At 44.2% G+C, this 21,365-nt stretch carries 18 protein-coding genes; 5 read left to right on the forward strand and 13 right to left on the reverse strand.

Annotation, left to right across the window (positions count from 1 at the left end):
- Positions 1 to 117: 117 nt before the first annotated feature.
- From V6W81_RS21350 to hcp, 7 genes are all read right to left on the reverse strand, one after another.
- Entirely contained in the window at positions 118 to 660 is a 543-nt protein-coding gene (locus V6W81_RS21350) for a CueP family metal-binding protein (protein WP_338540298.1), read from the reverse strand.
- Between the two features lie 132 nt (positions 661 to 792).
- Complete coding sequence (locus V6W81_RS21355) at positions 793 to 1,242, reverse strand: V4R domain-containing protein (protein WP_338540299.1); 450 nt, start codon at positions 1,240 to 1,242, stop codon at positions 793 to 795.
- A 248-nt stretch (positions 1,243 to 1,490) separates the two neighbouring features.
- Positions 1,491 to 2,522 carry an NAD(P)/FAD-dependent oxidoreductase gene (locus V6W81_RS21360; protein WP_338540300.1) on the reverse strand — a complete coding sequence of 344 codons (1,032 nt, stop codon included), beginning with the start codon at positions 2,520 to 2,522 and terminating at the stop codon, positions 1,491 to 1,493.
- Position 2,523: 1 nt separating this feature from the next.
- A complete protein-coding gene (locus V6W81_RS21365) occupies positions 2,524 to 3,504 on the reverse strand; it encodes an ABC transporter substrate-binding protein (RefSeq protein ID WP_338540301.1) in 981 nt (326 codons plus the stop codon).
- A 97-nt stretch (positions 3,505 to 3,601) separates the two neighbouring features.
- Complete coding sequence (locus tag V6W81_RS21370) at positions 3,602 to 5,227, reverse strand: helix-turn-helix domain-containing protein (protein ID WP_338540302.1); 1,626 nt, start codon at positions 5,225 to 5,227, stop codon at positions 3,602 to 3,604.
- 203 nt (positions 5,228 to 5,430) lie between these two features.
- Positions 5,431 to 6,828 carry a PTS transporter subunit EIIC gene (locus V6W81_RS21375; RefSeq protein ID WP_338540303.1) on the reverse strand — a complete coding sequence of 466 codons (1,398 nt, stop codon included), beginning with the start codon at positions 6,826 to 6,828 and terminating at the stop codon, positions 5,431 to 5,433.
- Between the two features lie 215 nt (positions 6,829 to 7,043).
- A complete protein-coding gene (gene hcp, locus V6W81_RS21380; protein WP_056701675.1) occupies positions 7,044 to 8,336 on the reverse strand; it encodes a hydroxylamine reductase in 1,293 nt (430 codons plus the stop codon).
- A 374-nt stretch (positions 8,337 to 8,710) separates the two neighbouring features.
- Here hcp and V6W81_RS21385 point away from each other — a divergent pair, with 374 nt between their 5' ends.
- Together V6W81_RS21385 and V6W81_RS21390 are read left to right on the forward strand one after the other, a co-directional pair.
- Positions 8,711 to 11,362 carry a cation-translocating P-type ATPase gene (locus V6W81_RS21385; RefSeq protein WP_338540304.1) on the forward strand — a complete coding sequence of 884 codons (2,652 nt, stop codon included), beginning with the start codon at positions 8,711 to 8,713 and terminating at the stop codon, positions 11,360 to 11,362.
- 232 nt (positions 11,363 to 11,594) lie between these two features.
- The gene (locus V6W81_RS21390) at positions 11,595 to 12,938 is read left to right on the forward strand and encodes an MFS transporter (protein WP_338540305.1); all 1,344 of its coding nucleotides are present in this window, start codon (positions 11,595 to 11,597) and stop codon (positions 12,936 to 12,938) included.
- A gap of 21 nt (positions 12,939 to 12,959) precedes the next feature.
- On the opposite strand, the gene V6W81_RS21395 is transcribed toward V6W81_RS21390, so the two are convergent.
- From V6W81_RS21395 to V6W81_RS21415, 5 genes are all read right to left on the reverse strand, one after another.
- Entirely contained in the window at positions 12,960 to 13,415 is a 456-nt protein-coding gene (locus tag V6W81_RS21395) for an SMI1/KNR4 family protein (RefSeq protein WP_338540306.1), read from the reverse strand.
- Between the two features lie 45 nt (positions 13,416 to 13,460).
- Positions 13,461 to 14,117 (reverse strand): DUF2625 family protein, encoded by a 657-nt coding sequence (locus V6W81_RS21400; RefSeq protein WP_338540307.1) that lies wholly within the window; start codon positions 14,115 to 14,117, stop codon positions 13,461 to 13,463.
- 102 nt (positions 14,118 to 14,219) lie between these two features.
- The gene (locus V6W81_RS21405) at positions 14,220 to 14,519 is read right to left on the reverse strand and encodes a hypothetical protein (protein ID WP_338540308.1); all 300 of its coding nucleotides are present in this window, start codon (positions 14,517 to 14,519) and stop codon (positions 14,220 to 14,222) included.
- Between the two features lie 126 nt (positions 14,520 to 14,645).
- The gene (locus tag V6W81_RS21410; protein WP_338540309.1) at positions 14,646 to 15,620 is read right to left on the reverse strand and encodes a sensor domain-containing diguanylate cyclase; all 975 of its coding nucleotides are present in this window, start codon (positions 15,618 to 15,620) and stop codon (positions 14,646 to 14,648) included.
- 23 nt (positions 15,621 to 15,643) lie between these two features.
- Positions 15,644 to 16,450 carry an alpha/beta fold hydrolase gene (locus tag V6W81_RS21415; RefSeq protein ID WP_338540310.1) on the reverse strand — a complete coding sequence of 269 codons (807 nt, stop codon included), beginning with the start codon at positions 16,448 to 16,450 and terminating at the stop codon, positions 15,644 to 15,646.
- A 216-nt stretch (positions 16,451 to 16,666) separates the two neighbouring features.
- Here V6W81_RS21415 and V6W81_RS21420 point away from each other — a divergent pair, with 216 nt between their 5' ends.
- Together V6W81_RS21420 and V6W81_RS21425 are read left to right on the forward strand one after the other, a co-directional pair.
- Positions 16,667 to 17,881 (forward strand): MFS transporter, encoded by a 1,215-nt coding sequence (locus V6W81_RS21420; protein ID WP_338540311.1) that lies wholly within the window; start codon positions 16,667 to 16,669, stop codon positions 17,879 to 17,881.
- Positions 17,874 to 18,446, forward strand: coding sequence for a TetR/AcrR family transcriptional regulator (locus tag V6W81_RS21425; RefSeq protein ID WP_338540312.1), 573 nt, complete (start codon positions 17,874 to 17,876; stop codon positions 18,444 to 18,446). The genes V6W81_RS21420 and V6W81_RS21425 overlap by 8 nt, the downstream gene beginning before the upstream one ends.
- A gap of 145 nt (positions 18,447 to 18,591) precedes the next feature.
- Here the strand turns inward: V6W81_RS21425 and V6W81_RS21430 are convergent, their stop codons facing one another.
- Positions 18,592 to 20,223, reverse strand: a complete 1,632-nt coding sequence (locus V6W81_RS21430; protein ID WP_338540313.1) for a DUF1593 domain-containing protein — start codon at positions 20,221 to 20,223, stop codon at positions 18,592 to 18,594.
- A 474-nt stretch (positions 20,224 to 20,697) separates the two neighbouring features.
- On the opposite strand from V6W81_RS21430, the gene V6W81_RS21435 reads away from it, so the two are divergent.
- Positions 20,698 to 21,354: a hypothetical protein gene (locus V6W81_RS21435; protein ID WP_338540314.1), complete on the forward strand. Its 657-nt coding sequence runs from the start codon at positions 20,698 to 20,700 to the stop codon at positions 21,352 to 21,354.
- The last annotated feature ends 11 nt before the right edge of the window (positions 21,355 to 21,365 follow it).

Genomic DNA, 21,365 nt, shown 5'->3' on the forward strand with positions numbered 1-21,365 from the left:
TATCCCCTACCTGTACTATTTTGTCAATGGGATTGCCATGCGTTTAAGATGATCTGCACAAAAAGAAAAAGGAACTACTCTTAAGTAATCCCTTCTCTTAGATATATCACCTGTGTTTTAGCTTAGCTGCATCGTTGTGATGCATGTATTATCGTTATCATATGTAGACAGTTGAGTCTCAACAACTTTTCCATGATGAACGACACGAATGAGATAGGTTCGATCTCTAGGCAACCACATATCCATAAATCCGTTTGCTCCTGACTTCATTGCAGATTCTTTCATGAAGGTGTTCCCCTCAGAATCATGAATCGTTACACTGAACTCCTCGTTAATCATTTCTCCCTGACAACCGGTCAAGCTATGAATTGCACAGGGATGGGTCTGCGTTACATAAGGCGCAATGGACAGAAAAAACTCGTCCTGAGGCAAATCATACGTTGTCGTGGTTTTATCTTGATCTGTGACTATTAACTGTTTAGCATCAATAGAGGCAGATACAGGCGACTCTTTACCCGCACTGATATCTTCAACCAATGTTCTAACATTGGTCTCATTCTCTGTCCCTGCCTCTTCCCGACCAGTATTGATTGCAACTAGATAGGTTCCTAACACCATCACAACGACTATACTCGTCATGATCCACATTGTTTTTTTCATCTGGAGTCCATCTCCTCGTCCATTTTCATTAAGTATAATGGAGAACGGATTACCACGGACTTATACAGCAAGGATTTCACCAGATATTCACATATATGTATAACTCATCGTCTGGAAATTGATTATGTTAATCTACATTCGAATCTCATATTCACAGTGCTCGTGTCCACTCACATTACATTTCGTTTCCTTCACGGTAACCCTACGCTTCATTATCTTCGTCAGTGCACCCTCAAGAATTGCTCCCTCAAGATCACAGACCAGCTTTTCTTCTTCCAGAGTTGGCAGCCCTCTGCAGAAACAGTCATCCACTGCAACAATCATCTTGTGTTCCTCTTGGTGCAGAATCCGGGGAATGCCAATCCTTAACTCCTCAAACAGTTGCAGTAACTCTTCAACCGTATGTACAGGGAGATTCTCTCCAATTTTACGCCCAATCGTTAATGTTGTGCTTCTACCTCCCATCGGCAGCCCTTGGTTCAATCCAATTAAACGGATGGTACGAAACAGCTCGAGTGGTACCATATTGCCTAGCCTGTCGCGATTTATTAGTTTCATATCGTCAAATGTATAATCCAACATCGTTATGACCTCCCAGTAATGATCTATAATTCTATACTGACAGAAGAGGTTATGCTCTGCCTTGATTTGAATCAATAATACATGCCAAGTCTTCAATAAAATCTAACCTAACGATACGGTAATAAGATCAGCCAAATACAAATAACAAAAAACCTTACCAGCCGTCAAGAACATCTCGACGTTGGCAAGGATAATAGTTGGTCTGCATATGTCTCCATAGATGTGATTGTTCCATAATATCAGCCCGTCTACCTGTTGGAGAGAGCTTTATTTTTCTCATAAAACCGATCATTATGTGAGGATACACCTGCCATGTCCGAAGCAGTCGGTTCCAAATACATCTTGGCACTGTTCACAGCAAGCACAGCATCATTAAATGCTCCAGCGATCAAGCGAACTTTACTTCTATAGGTGATAAAATCCCCTGCTCCAAAAACTCCCGGTATACTTGTACCCATTCTCGGATCAACTGATATACCATAATCTTCTCGCTCGAGTCCCCACTGCACTAGATTGCCAAAATCACGATCGTAACCGTGGCTCACGACAACTTCATCCACTTCAACTTGTCGCAACTCGCCACTCTCCATATGCGCAAGTTCCACTCGATCAATTTTGTCTCCTGCACCGTATAAACGAGAGATGCGGTACGGCGTCAAGACTTGGGCAAAAGTTTTCATCTGGGCTACAGGCAACTCATGTCCTGTGAATTCATGACGTCGGTGTACAACTGTAATTTCTTTTGCCAAACCAGCCATTTCGTTCGCCCAATCAATTGCGGAATCGCCACCACCAGAGATCAAAACTCGCTTTCCAGCGAATTTAGATAGATCCGTTATCGTATAATGAAGATTCGTCAGTTCGTAACGGTTGGCACCCTCGATATCAAGCTTCTGGATCTGGGTCATACCTCTACCAGCACATAGCAGAATTGAACGTGTATAGTGTTGCTCTCCCGTTTTGCTAGTAAGTACAAACACACCATCCTCACGCTTTTCCATCCCTGCTATTTCCTGTCCAAACACAATCGTTGGATCAAACGTCCTCGCCTGTTTCTCCAAAGAATTAATCAATTGCTCGCACCGAACAGGCTCTACCCCACCAACATCCCAGATCATCTTCTCTGGGTACGTACGCATAAATCCGCCTAGTTCCGCTTTAGCTTCTATAATTTTGGTGCGCATTGCTCGCATTCCACTATAAAATGCGGCATACATTCCCGCTGGCCCACCACCGACAATAGTTATATCATAAATATCCATTAATTGCTTTTTTTTCATCTTAAGGCACCAACTTTTCAACCACATAATCCATCAGTTTGACGGAACCGATTGGCCCTACACCTGATGTAAAATCACTCGTTTTCAGTGGGTACACACGATCATTTTTTACCGCATCCAGGTTCGTCCACACAATGCTTTCTTTCAAGTTTTCCATCGACTGCTTCGTATCATAGCCTTTCAAAGATCTGTCTTCTAAGAAAATATAGTCAGGATTCATTTCACTGAGAAATTCGAGTGAGAATGGATTAAACCAGACATCCGAATCTTTGATAACCTCTGGGCTATTCAGTCCCAATGTATCATAGAAAAACACACTGCTATTGGCCGCTTTGGGACCCATAAAACGATAACGGTCACTTTCCACTCGAAGCACTAGAACCGTTTTGTCTCCGATGCCATTGGCAATTTTCTCTCTAGCCAGCTTCGCCTTCTCATCGAATTCGACTAATAACTGGTTGGCTTCCTCGGTCTTATTGAAGATCGCGGCCAGCTTCGGCATAGCCAGATTCATCTCATAGTTGGTATCCATAGCTAGCGTTGGCGCAATTTTTGATAGTTCATCATACACAGCTTGCTCCATCCCCGCACCCCTCATAATGATTAAATCCGGAGCTAGTCCGAGCAGTTGTTCATAGTTGAATTGATATTGCTCAGATTGCACCATCTGCACGCCATGTTCCTCAAAATAAGGTGCTCGATAGTCTGGCTCTATCTCTGGTACAAAGGCCACCATCTGTGGGGTAACACCCATTTCAATTAAAAACTCAGCATAAATGGAATCAAGCACAAGCATATTTTTAGGCTCAGTCGGAATGGTTACTTCTCCAAACTGATCCTGAATAACTTTGGTTGTACTTACCTCTGTTTCTTCTCCCGCTGTTGCAGTCTCATTCGTAGTTCCATTGGAACACGCGGCTAATATCAAACTTAATACCACCAGCAAAACGCCAAACCTCAAATTCTTCAATCCTGGTAACATGATGTACTCGCCCCTTATATTGATAATGATTATTATTATCAGATGTTATCAAATAAGAAGCGGCTCTTCCATAGTGAATCGTGCGTATCCGAATGGATTATTGTGCTCCAGCGTGATCAATATTCGTCAACTTCTCCACGATCTGATGCAATATCTGAGTATGCCCGATGAGTCCATATCCATCCACCCACAAGCGAGTATCCACGTAAAATACCCGATTATTCCTCACAGCCTTTAATCCATTCCATGCCGGAGTACTCGTTAAATAATTCATGCTCTCTTCTGCATTGAAATGTTCCATGACACGTTTCTCCACAAACAGAATATCCGGATCAGCCATTTTCAATTGTTCTATTGAGCAAGGATTGAACCAGGCTTCTCCAGCCTGCAAGGAGTCTGGAAGAGCTAAACCAAGCTGCTGGTAGAGTAATCTGGACACCCCGTGCGAATAACCTCCTAAATAGCGATATCCAAATGGTTCCACACGCAATACCATAACTTTCGTAGAAGCTTGGATATTTTCTTGCAAATGCTGCTGTGCCGAACTCACTACATCTTTCATCCGCATATGAATGGCAGCAGCTTCCTCTTGTTTATGAAAAATAGCTGCTAACTGCTGTAGTAGAATCTCGGCATCCATTTTCAGTCCCGTAATTAGTGGTGCAATTGTGCGCAGGCTCTGCTTCAATTCATCCGCCCACACATTGCCAATAATCATCTCTGGCTGCTCTTGTTGGATTAGTTCCACATTCAATTCATATTGAGAAGTTGGCAATATACGTATACCGTGAGATACAAAAAGTTCATGCTGATCGGGTGGTACTAGCAGCGGTACGACGACAACGGCATATGGTATTATGCCTATTCCGATGAGTACTTCGGCACAGAGTGGGGAAAGACATACAATTTTACGTTCTGATAAGGTTCTGATATAACTTCGAGGAGACGTGCCAGCAAATTGTTTGAATCTACGACTGAAATAGTGGGCATCCTCATAGCCTACCTTTTTGGCTATATTTTGTGATGTTTCGGTGGTTAATATCAGTTCTTCCTGAGCTCGGTACATTCGGTAATGCGTCAGATAATCTAGCGGTGGCTTACCATAACGTTCACTGAACTTGCGGGAATAATGCCATGGGCTTAGTCCAGCAATCTCAGCTAGTTGCTTTCGGGTAATATTCTCATCATAATGACTCATCATATAGGTAATAGAACGCAGGATCCCTTGTTCGATGGTATGCTCTTCGCTTAGCTGGTTCTCATATAAAAAGTTCAATAGTTCGTTTATGAGAAGCTGATTGCGTACCTGTTGCGCATGCTTCGCTAACGAGCCTGTATTGATGTGCTGAATAATTCTTGCTAGGTCGCCCAGCATTAGCTGTACAGACTGGTAAATGCTACCCCTAGGAATTTCCCAATCGAATGTAGCGATGCTCTCCTCATGTTGTTTAATCGAATAGGTGTTGAATTCCACAAGCCATCCCGCCATATCCAGACTGCCGCCATTTACGATTTCAATCATTGAATTCTTTTGTAATGCTACCAGTTGTCCATAAGATACTTGAACCTTCTGTCCGTTGATATTCCAAGTAGCTCTGCCATCAACAATGAGAATGAACGCATGATGATGGAAATAGTGCACTTCACCTGTCGCAATCCATTTGTCCGTTAGTGGTTTAGTAGAATGCCATTCCGCAATCCATCCCTGTTCTATTGAATTCATAACGAGTGCGGGACGTATGCGCTCATATCATTATTGATGCACTGCATCTTGTCTATTAACTTGTTAATACTGTTCATTACGCCTCTCCTTTATCACACAACCTTTAATAATCTTAAAATCTAGTTCATTGAATCACAGTATACATGAAAACCCCACACCATGTCGGTGCGGGGTTATACCAATCCTTTGGGATCTACTTTAAATTAACGCTTAACGGATGTAGACTGTCTTCCAGTTAACCAATAAGTCAATGCACCTGCTACTACAAAGGATACTGCCAATCCTATGCAAGCATGCAGTACATTCAATGAGCCTTCTTCTATGAACAATGGAATTTCAAACAAACTGCCGAAACCACCGCTAATTACAGAAATACTAACAGACGTAAGTCCCATGTATAATCCACCTATACCCCCACCTAGTAGTGCTGAGTAAAAGGCAATCCTCTTGCTCATATTCACTGCGTAGATTGCAGGCTCAGGTACGCCTAGAAGTGCTACAACGGAGGACCATACGGCTGTTCTTTTCGTTTCGCCCCTTCTGCTTCGAAGGGCAACTGCCAGCGCTGCACCCGCATGTCCAAACATCGCAACAAACATCGTAGGAAGTACAATAGAGTAGCCCGCAGACGTAATTTCATAAACGATAATTGGAAATAGACAGTATTGCAATCCAGCAATCATCAACAGGGAGAAAAATGCAGCAATTAACATAACCGCTAGTACGGGCGCACTTTCCACAAGTGAGCTAATCCACTCTCCAGCATAATCATCCACGAATGTTCCAACGATACTTAGAATAAGTAAGATGACTGGCAAGAGGATCACCAAACTCATGAATGCAGCGGCAATTCCTTGGAATGCTCTAGGTACTCTTCTATTGATACTTCTTTCCAGATATGCTGCTGCGCATACGGCTAGAATAACCCATGGAACGGAAGAATAGAGAGTTGGCTGTGAGATAATCTCTACGCCAAACAAACGAGCTGTTTTCTCACCGTTTAACCACATGGCAACCTCAGGGTAGAACATGAATCCTCCAATTGTAGCAGCCACATACATATTGCTTCTCAATCGGTAAGCCGTGCTAACGGCGATTAGCACAGGTAGTAGATATACCGGGGTATTTGCGATCATACTCAGCAAGTTGATTATAGGCTCATCCATCAACATCGAATCATCAGATATGAGTTGATTCAGTAGTAGAATGATGCCCAATATGACCTTAATAAGGCCCGCCCCAAGAATCACGGGCAGTAATGGTCTAAATACATCGGATATAAAGTGCAAAACTGAAAAGGATCTCTTTGCCTCAAGCTTGGTTTCTTGCTCTCCATCCTCAATCTTATGTACAAAATAGCTGCCCGTAAGGGTGTTGAATACATCTAATGCTACACTTTCTGATTCTAGTTCGATCCGGCATCGTTCACCTTCAAGGTAAATATTGGCTGTAAACTGCTGCGCAGAGAGAATGGAGAAATCCGCCTGAGTCCGATCCTTCAGCACCAATGTGATTGCCGTCAGTTCATGCTCTACACCTCTAATATTGTCCTCCCCTCCTGCAATTTGCACAATGTCTGACATGAGTTGCCTGTGATTCATGAATATACCTTCTCCTCTTACAACGGTAAACCGAGTTATTTAAGTCCTCTATCTATATATCCATTTCCACAAATAAATCACAATAGGATAAATAAACCAATTATAATTGCATATCTGAGTATGTACACTAGGTGAAATGAACCACCAGAAATACAAAATAAAGCAAAGAACCTACCGTACTGGTAGGCTCTTTACTTCAAAATATATAAGTATGATTAAGACAATGCCAGCATTGCATTCATGTCTTCTTCAGCAGTTGTAATGAGTTTCAGACCAAACATCTCTACCAACACTTCCAATACTCCCGATGAAATGAACTCTGGCGGCTTAGGCCCAATGCGAATATCTTGAATGCCTAAGCTGAACAAGCCTAGCAAGATCGCGACAGCCTTCTGTTCGAACCATGACAGCACAATGCTGACAGGCAATTCATTTACGCTGCAACCGAAGGCATCAGCTAAAGCCATAGCGATTTTTACAGTAGAACCGGAGTTGTTGCATTGCCCCAGATCGATATAGCGCGGAATACCTGTATCGCCTACAGTTCCATAATCCACATCATTGAAGCGGAATTTACCGCAGGAAGTAGTCAGAATTACCGTATCATTCGGGAGAGATGTTGCCAACTCCCGGTAATAGTTGCCGCCTTTACCCGGTGCGTCACAGCCAGCGATGACGAAGAATCGGCGGATATGTCCATCTTTGACCGCTTGGATAATCTCAGGAGCCAGCCCAATGACTGTTTCATGGTGATACCCCGTAGTTAAAACCTGTTCCGATTGTACGTTAGCTACAGGCAATGACAATGCTCGCTCAATTAAGCGTGAGAAATCATCGTTCTCTACCTTCTCAACGCCCTCTAATCCAGCAACTTCGTACGAGAAGAAGCGATCCGCATACGTTCCTTTGATCGGCATTACACAGTTCGTCGTTGCTAGAATAGCCCCTGGGAACTGTTCGAACAGTCTGCGCTGATCATACCAAGCCTTACCGATATTTCCTTTCAAATGTGCATACTTCTTGAGTGCAGGATAACCGTGTGCAGGTAACATTTCTGAATGTGTATAAATGTTGATGCCTTTACCTTCGGTCTGCCGCAGCAGTTCCTCCAGAGCATACAGATTATGTCCTGTCACTACGATACAATGTCCTTCGATCTGATTCTGACTTACCGTGATCGGCTGTGGAATTCCGAAGCGTTCTGTATGCGCCCGATCCAGCACATCCATGATGCGTATCGCTGCATTCCCCACTTGCATCGCCATATCAATATGCTCTTGGACATTAAAATTAGAATTCGTTAGCGTCATGTATAGAGCTTCATGCGTAATCCGATCTACTTCAGGATCGGTATATCCCAACTGCCGTGCATGCGTGGCATAAGCGGCAATTCCTTTTAAAGCAAAGATCATCGTATCCTGCAAACTGGCTACTGTTTCATTTTTTCCACATACCCCAACGACGGTACAACCCCCACTAGGCGTCTGTTCGCACTGATAACAAAACATATATCGTTCCCTCCAAACTTGGTAACAACTCGTTATTAACAAGCCTAGCAGAGACTTCAAGGTGCAAGTGTGATTAAAAACACAGTTCTATAATCTTCCAACTTCTGTAACTTTTAATGGAATAACATTGCTAAATAAGTGCAACCCCATGCATTTAGAATGCGTAATGCTAACCAAGCGAATGAGATTGAATCCCATCGGAAATTATACGTTAAGGCAGGCTTTAAAAAAATCTAAACGCGTTTCGTTTTTCTAGCCACGTCATGTTCTACAAAGTGTTCTACAAATATCTGAAATTGGGATGGGATTCACTGATTCTATTCATTCTACAGGGTTATATAAACAGAGAAATCCATACGCAAGGAGCTGGTCCATTGGAACATTATAGACACAGTACAGAGGAGACACTTAATGAGGTACAGAGTTCACTGAACGGACTCACGACCTCTGAAGCAACCCAAAGACTCGAAAACGTTGGATACAATGAGATAAAAGGAAAAGACGCCACACCTGTGTGGAAGCTGTTTATTGAGAATTTTAAAGATCCCATGGTTATTGTCCTGCTCATCGCTGCTGCGGTACAGATTGTGCTCGGGCATCTGATTGAATCACTCATTATATTTCTGGTCATCCTGCTGAATGCCGTTATTAGTGTCGTGCAGACGAAGAAGGCAGAGAGCTCTCTTGATGCCTTACGGCAAATGTCAGCACCAGAAGCCAAGGTCATTCGTGATGGTCAGAAAAGGACAATTCAAGCTAGAGAGCTAGTCCCGGGTGATATCGTTCTGCTTGATGCTGGGGATTATGTACCCGCAGATGGTCGCATTTTGGAATCGGGAAGTCTGAAAATCAATGAAGGCATGCTAACAGGTGAATCCGAAGCTGCGGAGAAACATGCCGATGCTATCGCAGAAGAGGCGCCCATTGGAGACCGGCGTAATATGGCATTCAGTGGATCACTCGTCGTGTATGGTCGAGGAACCTTTGTCGTAACAGGTACCGCACTTCAAACGGAAATCGGCAAAATCGCTGAACTCATCCAGAATGCTGAAGCTAAGGAAACACCATTGCAGCGTAAATTAGAGGCTTTTAGCAAAAAACTAGGCTTCTTCATTCTTGGCCTATCCATTCTGATCTTTGCCATTGAAGCAGGACGGGTCTGGTTAACGGAAGGTACGGAGAACATTGGCCCATCCATTATCAATGCCCTAATGTTTGCTGTTGCGGTAGCTGTTGCAGCGATCCCTGAAGCGTTATCCTCCATCGTAACAATCGTTCTATCGCTCGGAACAAATAAAATGGCTAAACAACATGCCATCATCCGTCGTCTGCCTGCGGTAGAAGCACTTGGGTCAGCTAGCATCATCTGCACAGACAAGACAGGAACCCTCACCCAAAATAAAATGACAGTCGTGGATTATTATATTCCGCACGGTACGAAAGAAGAGTTCCCGGATGACCCAAAAGAGTGGTCTGAAGAGGAGCGTCGTTTATTACATATTGCCGTGCTCTGCAATGACTCTAACATTAATCAGGAAGGGAAGGAACTCGGTGATCCGACAGAGGTTGCGCTCATTGCTTTTAGTAACCGAGTAAACAAGGACTACAACGAAATTCGTGATCAGTTTCCACGTGAAGCCGAGCTTCCTTTCGATTCAGATCGTAAATTGATGAGCACCGTGCATACGTTTGAAGGACAGACTGCTCTATTGACCAAAGGTGGCCCTGATGTTCTGTTCAGCCGCTGTACTCATGTGTTTATTCATGGCGAAGTTCAGCCGTTGACACCAGAGATTCGTACACAATTTGAAGAGAAAAACGAAGCCTTTTCCAAACGTGCATTCCGGGTTTTGGCATATGCCTACAAGAGGTTTGATGATAAAAAGCAAGTTACTACTGAGGATGAACATGATCTGATCCTTGTCGGTCTAACGGCTATGATTGACCCGCCCCGTGAAGCGGTATATAGCTCTATCGAAGAGTCCAAAAAGGCGGGTATCCGTACGATTATGATTACGGGTGACCATAAAACAACCGCTCAAGCCATCGGTATCGATATCGGGCTTGCTAAGCCAGATGATATAGCTATTACAGGCAGCGAACTAGACAAAATGTCCGATGAGGAGCTAGATCAAAAGTTAGAGCAAATTTCGGTATATGCGAGGGTATCGCCGGAAAACAAAATTCGCATTGTACGTGCATGGCAGCGTAAAGGCAAAATTGCTGCAATGACCGGAGACGGGGTCAACGATGCCCCTGCCTTGAAGCAGGCCGATATCGGTGTTGCGATGGGAAGCGGAACCGATGTGGCCAAAGACGCCGCAGCCATGATTTTGACGGATGATAATTTTGTATCCATCGTGAATGCGGTGAGTGTGGGACGGATGGTATTTGATAATATCAAAAAAGCGATTGCGTACCTGTTTGCTGGTAACCTAGGTGCCATTATCGCGATCCTGTTTGCACTGGTGGTCGGTTGGGTCAATCCATTCACTGCTCTGCAACTGCTCTTCATCAACCTGGTCAATGACTCTCTACCTGCCATTGCGTTAGGCACCGAAAAAGCCGAACCTGATGTGATGCGACGGAAACCACGCGATATCAATGAAGGTATCTTTGCCGGTGGAACACTACAGGCTGTTATTACACGTGGGATTCTGATCGGGGTTGCCGTCATTATATCCCAGTATATTGGGCTGGGTATCTCTGAGGAGATCAGTGTGGCGATGGCCTTTACAACACTGATTCTAGCACGTAGTTTACAGACGTTTGCGGCACGTTCTAATACGCAGACTATTTTTCAAGTAGGTTTCACAACGAACAAATGGGTACTTGGCTCCATCTTTGTGTGCCTATGTCTGTATGGAATCACGTTGATTCCAGGTGTGCGCGGCATCTTCGCTATCCCAGATGCGTTTGGCTGGTATGAATTCCTCATTGCCGGCGGGCTTGCTCTTGCCGCAGTCATTCTAATGGATCTATTCAAATGGATTCGTAATCGAGGTAAAGCTACAAGCGTCGCTTAACCGAACACAGGCTCCCTTCCGTCGAAGGGAGCCTGTCATTTTTATACAATACAATATTTAGCCCGCTATCTGTCTACGAATTTACTCAATTAGATTAAGTTCATACGAACGCGTATGACATTATTGCCATATTCAATACACTAACGTAAAATGTTACAACGAACGCATATGACTGCATGAATGTACAAGCAACTTATCGTTCCATATTGAACATATAGACAGGAAGGATTACATGAAAGATCATATTGTCATGCCACTGTGGACATGCTGCCTATTCATTGTGGTGATGAATACCACGATGTTTAACGTATCACTACCTATCATTATTCATGATCTGCAAATTACGTCTGACTTAGGTTCCTGGGTCATTTCCAGCTACTCCATCGGATACGCTTTATCTACGGTAATCTACAGCCGATTGTCGGATCGGATTCCGGTACGTAAGCTGTTAACCATTGGGCTGCTCATTCTAGGGCTGTCTTCCTTACTCGGTCTATTTGCTCATAGCTTCGCCGTGTTATTGCTCACTCGGATTCTGCAATCTGCTGGAGCAGGAGTTATGGCCGGCTTAGGACTCGTCATCGCAAGTCGTTACATTCCACTGGAGCGAAGAGGAGCTGCCATTGCTCTAATCTCCTCCGGTAGTGCTATGGCCTTTGGTCTTGGCCCAATCGTCGGTGGATTAATCAGTGAATATTGGGGCTGGAACGGGCTCTTTGCGATTACCGTTCTCGTGTTAATTGCGCTACCCGTACTGCTCTATTTCCTGCCAAATGAAACGACCAAGACGGATCAGCCTTTTGATACAACGGGTGCCATTCTCACGACACTGAACGCAGTAACATTGTTGGTCGCGATCACTCAGCAGTCGCTCTTATGGTTTACGGTAGGCATCCTGTCTCTTGTGGTGCACATTCTATATATTCGCAGAGCGAAGCTGTCGTTTATTAATCCACAGGTTTTTAAGGCTCCAGGCTACACACGATTAGTCATGATTGGCTTTTGTGTGTTGGTGGTTAACTTAGGCAATCTGTTCCTCATGCCCCTTGTGCTCGCTGACCTGTTCGCACGTTCTTCCCTGGCAATCGGTCTGCTTATCGCGCCTGGAGCGATTGTCGCTGCATTTATGGCTAGATATATAGGACGCTGGATTGATCAATACGGAAATATGCGCTTTCTGATCATCGGACATGTATTGCTTGCCGCTGTGCTTACGTTATTTATGCTTGGATTGCATCAATCGGCATTTGTTATTACAGCAGGTTATTTATTTTTCTCTCCTGCAATTTCGGCGTCCATGTCATCACTCAATAACGAAGCATCACGTATCCTGCCCAAATCGCAGATTGGTTCAGGCATGGGTCTGTTACAGCTTGTTCAGTTCTTCGGCGGCTCGGTATCTGTTGCAGCTTGTGGTTTGTTGCTCCATAAAATTCCACACGTTACAGTTGAACAGGCTTACCATTATGTCTATGGATGTCTGTTGATCGTTGCTGTTGTTTCGCTGGTGCTTGTAATCTTCCACCATCGGGCATCCCGCCCCACATCTCCTGCATTTCTGTCGAACAACTCCTAGGGTAAACAACAGGAAACCTCTTTAGAGAGCTTGATCTACCTTCAGCTTTGCCAGAAACGACGCAAAGCTGTCGGCAATCTCTCTCACATTTCCCTCCATTAACCGCTGAGCTTCCTCCGGTGTATCTGTCTCACTCTCGGCATCTTCCCACACGATAGCTTCTTCATGCTCCATAATTAAAATAGCCGGGCTCGCTGAATGTTTACGATAATCCAGTAAATAGTTATTGCCACTACTGACACTCCATGCGATTGGGATAATACGCTTCGGATCAGGATTCACCTCGTCTACCATCTGAATGTTATTCGTGATGAACTGGTCATCCAATACAGAGAAGCGAATCTGCCAATCTAATACCTCTCCGCTATCCAACAGATTGAAGGAACTACCGCTGTTCGTCTGCTGAAAATCCAAATATTCCTGTGGGAATACAACGCCGTAATGATTCTGTATATTAGTAATGTCAGCTATATTCATATCTCTCCACACCTTTCAGCATCGCATTTGCTAGCCTTGCATGGATTATCTTTCACCCCGCGCTATTTTCCAGGCTTCCGTGATCGCAACGGGTGTTTTTTGACTTGTCTGACCTCCACCTTCCTTGGTCCAAAGGGGTGGATAATAAGCAAACACCTGTCCTTGCTGTAGCTGGCTCATATCGTTCTGCCAATCCTGCCAGCGAAATGTCTGATAGAACTGCTCCAGATCTCCATGCGCTAACCAGTTCATAAATTCAGAGTACGTAAGTTCCGTCGATTCCCATTCCAACGTATCTGGTGCGAAATAGTATATGTGACCGCTTCCTTCGAATTTCCCGGCATCCATTGCAAAGAATCCGCCAGCGACATCATATGCAACGACCAGCATCCCTTCGAGTGCCTCTAGAGCGGGGCGATCTGAGAGCCCATTCCAACTTGTCAGACTTCCCACGATCTGTTCGGTCTCAGCGCCAAGCAAGGTAATCCAGCCATGATCCACCAGAATACCTCCTGTTTCATAGGCTATGGCACCAAGATAAGATCTTGTGCTCACTTGGAGACCATAGATCGCCTCTTCGCCCTTACTCCGTTGTACTGGAATAACGGTATACGTATTGCTGCCTTCCTCCAATAGCTGCTTGAGTTCAGGCCATGCATCGTTCTCCAGATCCAGTAGTTCATGTACCGATAATTTCTGCATCGTGATACTCCTCCTTAATACGTTCAATTTTTTTGATGCAACCATATACCTTTTCATTCGTTTCTTGTTTGTTCATTGATCTATTTCAATTTAATTTAAATTTCAATTTCTACCACCGTGTACTCTCAACACTTCACCACATTCACAATCTAAATGCACACATAAGTCCATTTCCTCCCAGCTACCATCCATCCAATTATCCGGAGTAATCTCATGGGGATAGAACCATACGGAATAATAGGGCTTGCCATACTCCCTTGTATCCTTCTCTAGAGATAACTGAATGTGATAACGCGTAATATCTACATTCCAATGTCTCGTCAGATCCGACGCTCTTACGGCATCAATGGCCCGAACTAGATACGAGGTATACTGTTTATCGACCTTCAAAATTTCATTCATGCTGGAACATGCCCCTTCTCTTCCGAATTCGAGATTCAATTACCTGTGCACGTCATTTTCGTCTCTTTATAAATAAAACAACAAGAGCCCGCGATTAACCCACAGGCTCTTATTATCAACAACCATTTATAAATGATCTGCATGGGTAACGCGGTTTCGACCTGCTGTTTTGGAAGCATAGAGTGCCTGATCTGCCCGCTGGAATACAGAGGTGTCTGTATCCCCTTGTACCGCTGTAGCAGCACCGATACTTACAGTAATGTTATATTGACCCCAGTCGGATGAAGCAACTTCAGAACGATATTGCTCTGCAGCCTCCATGGCTTGGTCATGATCACAATCTGCTAGGATGATAACAAATTCTTCCCCGCCATATCTTGCGACCACATCACTACTGCGTGACATGGATTGCAACAACCCAGCCAGATTTCCCAGTACCAGGTCACCGATTGGATGCCCATAGGTATCGTTTATACTTTTGAAATGATCAATATCGATCACTAACAGAGAGAAATGGCGTTGCTGTTGCTCTAACAGAATCAAGCTTGCCAGCAAGCTATTCTGGAAGAACCTCCGATTTTTGAGACCCGTTAATGGATCTGTGGATGCCATCGCTTCTAATTGGTCATTTACTTTAAGTAGTGCTTGTTGCTTTACCTCGTATTCCTCGTGTAAACGTTCAAGCTCTTTGTTGGCTTCTTGTGTCGCCTGGTATAATTCCTGCAGCTTGGTTTTGGTCTGCAAAATATCCTTCTCATGCTCAATCCGTTTGCGCATGACAACGACAACACAGTCCACCACGCTCTCTCCATCACGCGTCTGCCGAACACCGTTCAGGAGAACCGGAACATCTTGCTGGTCACTGGTGCGAAAAGAAAAATACATTTCATCCACATGCCCGTAGAGCTGAATATAAGGATAGAAATACGTATGAAAAAACAATTTGTTCGTTACCGACATAGTCGACTCAATATGTCTCCCCAGCAATTCGCTACGCTCTACCTTAAGCATATTTAGCAATGTCTGGTTTACTGATCGCACAATACCTGAATCCGAGATAGAGAAGTATCCGCAAGGAGCCTGGTCTAGTTGGATATCCATGTAACAACTGCCTTTCGTTCATATTAAACGCTTGCCAAGTAGTCTTTGATCAAACGACTCGTTTCCTCAGGTTGACTTAGATGAGGATAGTGCCCCTTCGCCGTCATCTGTTGTAATCGGCTGTTCTTCAGATGAGCGTGCAGATAATCTCCAACCTCAACTGGAGCTATACTATCATCCGAGCATTGGAGAATTAGAGATGGAACCGAGGCTTGTTCCAGATTGACACGGCAATCCGAGAAAAAGGTCACTTCAGCAAATTGTCGTGCAATATGCGGATCTCTGGAGCAGAAGCTTTTTTCCAGTTCTTCTGTTAGCTCTTTCCGATCCGGATTCTGCATCACAATTGGTGCGAGATAACTAGCCCAGCCGATAAAATTCAACTGCATCATTTCAAGTAACTCATCAATGTCCCGTTTGTCAAATCCACCGTAATAATTCGGAAGATCATTCACATAACGCGGGGAAGGCCCCAGCATAACCATTCGTTCAAAGTATTTCGTTTCATGAATGGAAGCAAGCATACCAATCATGCTGCTAACAGAATGCCCTACAAAAATACTATCTCGTATATCTAGCGTTTCCATAATCTCCAATACATCCTGCGCATAGCCATGAAGATTATTATATTTTCCAGCATCATAATAATTAATTTGAGATTGCCCTGAGCCTACATAATCGAACAATACCACACGGTAGTTATCCACAAAACTAGGCACGATGTAACGCCACATATCCTGATCACATCCAAAGCCGTGGGCAAATACAATCGTTTGACTTCCTGTACCAAGTACCTTCACATTGTTGCGTTCGAGGACGTCAACATTCATCAAAATCACCTCTCTGAGGTAGTAGTCTACACCTTGATTTTATTCCATTATTATATCGGAAAATGTTGGAATATGGCTAAAAAATATTAATTTTTCATGTGTAAAATATTCAAATGATAGAAAACACATGTCAACTCACCCTTTAAAAACTGACCGTCGTCAGATAAAATCATCCCAACATGCTTCATCGCATAGAACATCATACGGAGGAAGATTATGAGTACATTAACAGCAGGAACAGCCACACAAAAGTTATGGGGAAGATCGTTTATTTTCATTATGCTAGCCAATGCATTGTTATTTATGGCCTTTGAAATGCTTCTCCCCACCTTGCCCCTATTCGTTTCAACCCTTGGGGGAGAAGCATCACAGATTGGACTCGTGACAGGGATTTTCATGTTCTCTGCAATTCTAGTTCGCCCCTTTACCGCTGTGCTTGCCACATGGATGGATAAGAAATATTGGTTAATTATCGGTATCGCCATCTGTGCACTAATGACAGGAGCATACTACCTATCGTCAGGTATAGGCATGATTCTTGTATTTCGAGTGATCCACGGCTTCGGTTTTGGCTTAGCAACAACTTATTTCGCAACGATTGCAACCGAAAATATCCCCAAAACACGTCGCGGTGAGGGGATGGGATACTTTGGCGTCGGCGAGACCGTAGCGGTATCCATTGGTCCTCTTATCGGTACGACGCTACTGCTGCAATCCAGCTATCAAAGCCTGTTCATGGGTGGCATGTGTATCTTATTGCTTGCACTACTCATGGCTGTATTTGTATCGCGCAAACCTAAACAGGCATTTGAAACTGAAGCTCAGACTGCACCTCCGGCTACAGTGAAATTGATTGAGAAAAAGGTTCTTTTCCCTTCCCTTCTCATTATGCTGGTTGGTATTGCCGCTGGCGCAATTATGTCCTTTGTTGCCCTGTTTGCTAACGAGAGGGGCTTTACCAATATTGCATGGTTTTTCTTTATCGTAGCGATCGCGAGCTTTGTTGTTCGGCTGTTCTCTGGTAAAATGTTTGACCAGCTCGGACCTGGTTCTGTATTGTTGCCTGCTGCCGGATTTGCTATCGCTGGACTATTGATTCTGATCGTCGCCCAAAACGAAATTCAATTCCTCATCGCCGCTGCGTTATATGGTTTCGGCTTTGGGGCGATATTCCCGGCAATTCAGACTTGGTGTGTTAATCTTGTGGAAGAACATGAGCATGAAAATGCGATGGCCTCTTTCTTTAATTTCTTCGACCTAGGTATTGGCGGGGGTTCACTAGTATTAGGGGTCGTTGCCTCTGCATTTTCTTATACAATGGTGTATGCTATATCCATAGGCATTTTTGTGGTGTATATTTTGCTGTATCTGATCTACAGCTCTAAACAAAAGAGCATCAAGAACCGTCCATTGGAGGTACACATTGAGTAAACAACGTATTAAAGAAATTGCGATTCAGCACTTTAACCGTTATGGGTATGAAGGAACCAAAATGGCTCAGATTGCAGAGGAGGCTGGCATTCGTAAGCAGTCACTTGCGTACCATTATGCAACGAAGAAAGCGTTGCTGCTGGAGATCTATGAAGAGGTCGTGCAGGAGGAGCAGCAATTTGTGCGTCAATTTTTTAGCGAATCAAGCACACTTCCGTTAGAGCAACAGCTGCATTCTTTTTTGTTAGAGCACAAAAACCGCTTTTTGACCCATCCCAATGTAGCTTTTATGTACATTCTCTCCTTTATCACGCCACTGGAGGTTCACGATTTTGTATTAGCTCAGTATCGAACCTATCTTGGCACGCTGAAGGAAGAATTGTCGGCTACCTTTGCCACCGTGCAGGACACAGATATTCGTCTAAGTCCAGAAGAAGCAACGGTTGCCTTCGTTACCCTAATGGATGGACTTGACGTTCAGCTCGTGTATGAGACACGTCAGTCGTATGAGCAGGCACTCGCTATCGCTTGGAATGTATTTTGGTCAGGCATACAGCGCAAGTAGCAGTTCGTGTTCATTAGAACAGTTGAATTTCGTAGTATATTTAAAAGCATTTCTTAAAAAAAAGCCCTGATCATTAAGATCAGGGCTTGCTTCTTCATCTGGACGAATTCATCTGCATAAATAAGGTTCAATCCATTCGAATGGTTTATTGCACTGTTACAATGACACGTTGGTAATGCTTCAAGTTATGCTCACCGTCATCTTGTACCTCTGCGATGATGTGAAGAGTGTCACCAGATTTGGCATCCTCAGGCACCTTGAACGTTACCGCATCTGTATCCTTCCCTTGCAGTTCAAGCTCATCGAGCTTCTCATCCTTGGCCAATGGGCGCTGTAATCCAAGCTGTAGATCTCCAGCCATCTCTGGTGTTGCCTTGCCTTCCTGCTCCTCGGATTCCTGATAGGTGTCAGCTTCGAAATATCTCCACCATGTATATGTCAGCTGATCGCCATCCGGGTCTTGTCCTACAGCGTGTAGCGTTAATTCTTCGCCTGGCGCAGCAGTCAGATCCAATCCTTCCTTAATGGTGAGCGTTGGGTTATGATTGGCATCCTCATATCGATCTGTTACACCCCAGTCTGCACGGGCTGCAAAATCATTCTGAATGTCATCAAACCATCTCATGAGAGAATATTCGGCTTCATACCGTTTGGAGTACGGATCGTAGTCCAATACATTATTGCGGTAAAGCTTATCGTTAACGACGCCAAAGCGTCCACCCCAGCCACCATACGATGGATCTTCCATACTGCGAAGACCGTTATCAATTAAATAGAAGAAAGATGGGGAATCTCCTTCGGAAATAAAATCATATTGATCATATTGCGGATTGTTCTTGAGGTATTCAGCGCTACCGCGTTGCTCCTCTGCTAATTCGCCTTCAATCATTTTGCCGTCACCCATCGTAGCGTACATATCCATCAGCTTGCCATGTCCGTTGAGAAGGTTCTTGCTCATCCAATCCCCGCGCAGCTTGCTGTTTACTTCTTCGGCATGCATCTTCCATGCATAGGCAAAATGCCAGAAGTTCGACTGATCGTTCAAAATACGAATATCCGGCCAGTTCTTCGCAATATATTCGTTGTAGCTGTCATCCTGGTCCAGGATGATATAGAGCAGCAACTTGTCACTGACCTTTTTCTGAATATTAGCCCAATCAGCAGTATCCTTATATTGTTCTTCAATGGATTTCAGTGCCCGAGCAGTTGTGTTCATTCCTCCCCAGGTCTGTACAACTAAATCCCTTGAGTCGTCATCGAGAAACAGTGTTTTTAGAAATTCTGAACCTTCTGTTTCCTTCTCCATCTCACCTTTATCAGAGATATTGCCAATTTTGGTCATCGCCCGAATCTCCTCAGGTTTAGGATAACCATCTGCATGTGTGCTCAAGTTAGGATATATCTCCTCGTAAGCATCCAGCATATCATAGAGCCACTGGGTTCCAGTCCAGCGGAAGGGTTCAATACCTGCCTCCTTATCACCAGCATAGTGATAAACTGAGCTTGTTAGCACGATCCCGGCTAGATCCATCTCATTGGCATAATAGAGATAACGAATGACAGAGTTCATATCATCCACTTCTCCATCCGTCGTAATCACCGTTCTTGCCTTCTGTTTCTCGTTGTCCGTTACCTGCTCAGGTTGGTTACCTTCCTGCTCTGTTGCTTGATTCCCTTGATTATCCGATGCTTGTGGCGTTGTAGATGTACAACCACTCATAATGAGCATGCAAGCCAAGAGTGCAGCCAGCATGCTAAATCCCGTTTTCTTGTTCATGCTTACTCTCCCTTCCCGTACTCGTGGTGATGTGTGTTCGGATTATCCTGTTCGATCTCTGTGCTTAATATGAGCCATATAAAGCAAAAAAACCCAAACATCAACATGGGTAGGGCAGTGCCTACACATATCGATATTTAGGTTTTGCCTGCGAAAGCAGTAACAATCCTTTAACTGAGTGGAATTATAGCATGATTACGCTTACTTGTAAACGCATTCAGTATGAAACAGGTCATATAGACCTAGATTCGTCCTTATCTTTTCTACGCTATCCTACCCTTGGTCTAAGCCATTCTACCTCGAATCCCAGTTGCTCCAGTTCTTTAAAATCCCGATTCGAAAATAAATGCCACCTTCCTATATTTTCATGTAAACTAAACCTTAGCTACAGAACACCAATGAATGAAGGAAACACACGTCGAGCACAAGTAAAAGTAGTGCCGTCCATCGTCTGATTAGGAGGATTAGAAGACTATGAAGGAACTAAATACAGCGTTAATCCGTTTTATCGAGCAACAGAATGTATACAATGAAGCCTATGGACTATTCAAAGACCATGATATACGCCCTCTCGCCAACCCGCAATCACCTGTTATCGATGAGCGAATTCCGCTCTCGCCCGAATTGATGTACTTTTACTCCAACTATGAGATGGTGGATGCTAAGGCTGAGGGCACTCTTAAAATGAAAAACGCTGCTGTAGAGATTGGTGACGCTGCCCTCCTGTTTTTTGTTGCACCTGAGCATCTCTATCGTCAGCAGTTAGGTTACCGCTGGATTGGTATGGAAGAGCCTTATCAGCAATCGCCAGACTGGAAGCCACAGCATGTGGTTATTGCCAACCTGAATGATGATCCTCTTATTGTGGATACACAAGTACCACAATCGCCTGTGTATGCGGCATTTGCAGGTGGAGAGCCTCAGCCAATCGCGAGGTCATTGGCGGACTTTTTCCATGCATTTTCCATTCTCATTGAAGCTGCGCGAGTTTACGAAGGAGAAGTCAAGGACGAGGAAACGTATGAGACCAAACCTGAATACCTGGAACATGTCCTACCTCTATTGCGCGAAGTGCTCGAAGAAGAAGACTACGTCACTCATTTAATCGCTTATCTATCGTTACAAGAATAGTTGAATCATTA

The organism is Paenibacillus tundrae (assembly GCF_036884255.1).
In the GTDB taxonomy this organism is placed as follows: Bacteria; Bacillota; Bacilli; order Paenibacillales; family Paenibacillaceae; genus Paenibacillus.

What these genes read in the sequence shown, in the direction of transcription:
- V6W81_RS21350 (WP_338540298.1), bottom strand. Translation starts at nt 660, where the DNA reads ATGAAAAAAACAATGTGGATCATGACGAGTATAGTCGTTGTGATGGTG.
- V6W81_RS21355 (WP_338540299.1), bottom strand. Translation starts at nt 1,242, where the DNA reads ATGTTGGATTATACATTTGACGATATGAAACTAATAAATCGCGACAGG.
- V6W81_RS21360 (WP_338540300.1), bottom strand. Translation starts at nt 2,522, where the DNA reads ATGAAAAAAAAGCAATTAATGGATATTTATGATATAACTATTGTCGGT.
- V6W81_RS21365 (WP_338540301.1), bottom strand. Translation starts at nt 3,504, where the DNA reads ATGTTACCAGGATTGAAGAATTTGAGGTTTGGCGTTTTGCTGGTGGTA.
- V6W81_RS21370 (WP_338540302.1), bottom strand. Translation starts at nt 5,227, where the DNA reads ATGAATTCAATAGAACAGGGATGGATTGCGGAATGGCATTCTACTAAA.
- V6W81_RS21375 (WP_338540303.1), bottom strand. Translation starts at nt 6,828, where the DNA reads ATGAATCACAGGCAACTCATGTCAGACATTGTGCAAATTGCAGGAGGG.
- hcp (WP_056701675.1), bottom strand. Translation starts at nt 8,336, where the DNA reads ATGTTTTGTTATCAGTGCGAACAGACGCCTAGTGGGGGTTGTACCGTC.
- V6W81_RS21390 (WP_338540305.1), top strand. Translation starts at nt 11,595, where the DNA reads ATGAAAGATCATATTGTCATGCCACTGTGGACATGCTGCCTATTCATT.
- V6W81_RS21395 (WP_338540306.1), bottom strand. Translation starts at nt 13,415, where the DNA reads ATGAATATAGCTGACATTACTAATATACAGAATCATTACGGCGTTGTA.
- V6W81_RS21400 (WP_338540307.1), bottom strand. Translation starts at nt 14,117, where the DNA reads ATGCAGAAATTATCGGTACATGAACTACTGGATCTGGAGAACGATGCA.
- V6W81_RS21405 (WP_338540308.1), bottom strand. Translation starts at nt 14,519, where the DNA reads ATGAATGAAATTTTGAAGGTCGATAAACAGTATACCTCGTATCTAGTT.
- V6W81_RS21410 (WP_338540309.1), bottom strand. Translation starts at nt 15,620, where the DNA reads ATGGATATCCAACTAGACCAGGCTCCTTGCGGATACTTCTCTATCTCG.
- V6W81_RS21415 (WP_338540310.1), bottom strand. Translation starts at nt 16,450, where the DNA reads ATGAATGTTGACGTCCTCGAACGCAACAATGTGAAGGTACTTGGTACA.
- V6W81_RS21420 (WP_338540311.1), top strand. Translation starts at nt 16,667, where the DNA reads ATGAGTACATTAACAGCAGGAACAGCCACACAAAAGTTATGGGGAAGA.
- V6W81_RS21430 (WP_338540313.1), bottom strand. Translation starts at nt 20,223, where the DNA reads ATGAACAAGAAAACGGGATTTAGCATGCTGGCTGCACTCTTGGCTTGC.
- V6W81_RS21435 (WP_338540314.1), top strand. Translation starts at nt 20,698, where the DNA reads ATGAAGGAACTAAATACAGCGTTAATCCGTTTTATCGAGCAACAGAAT.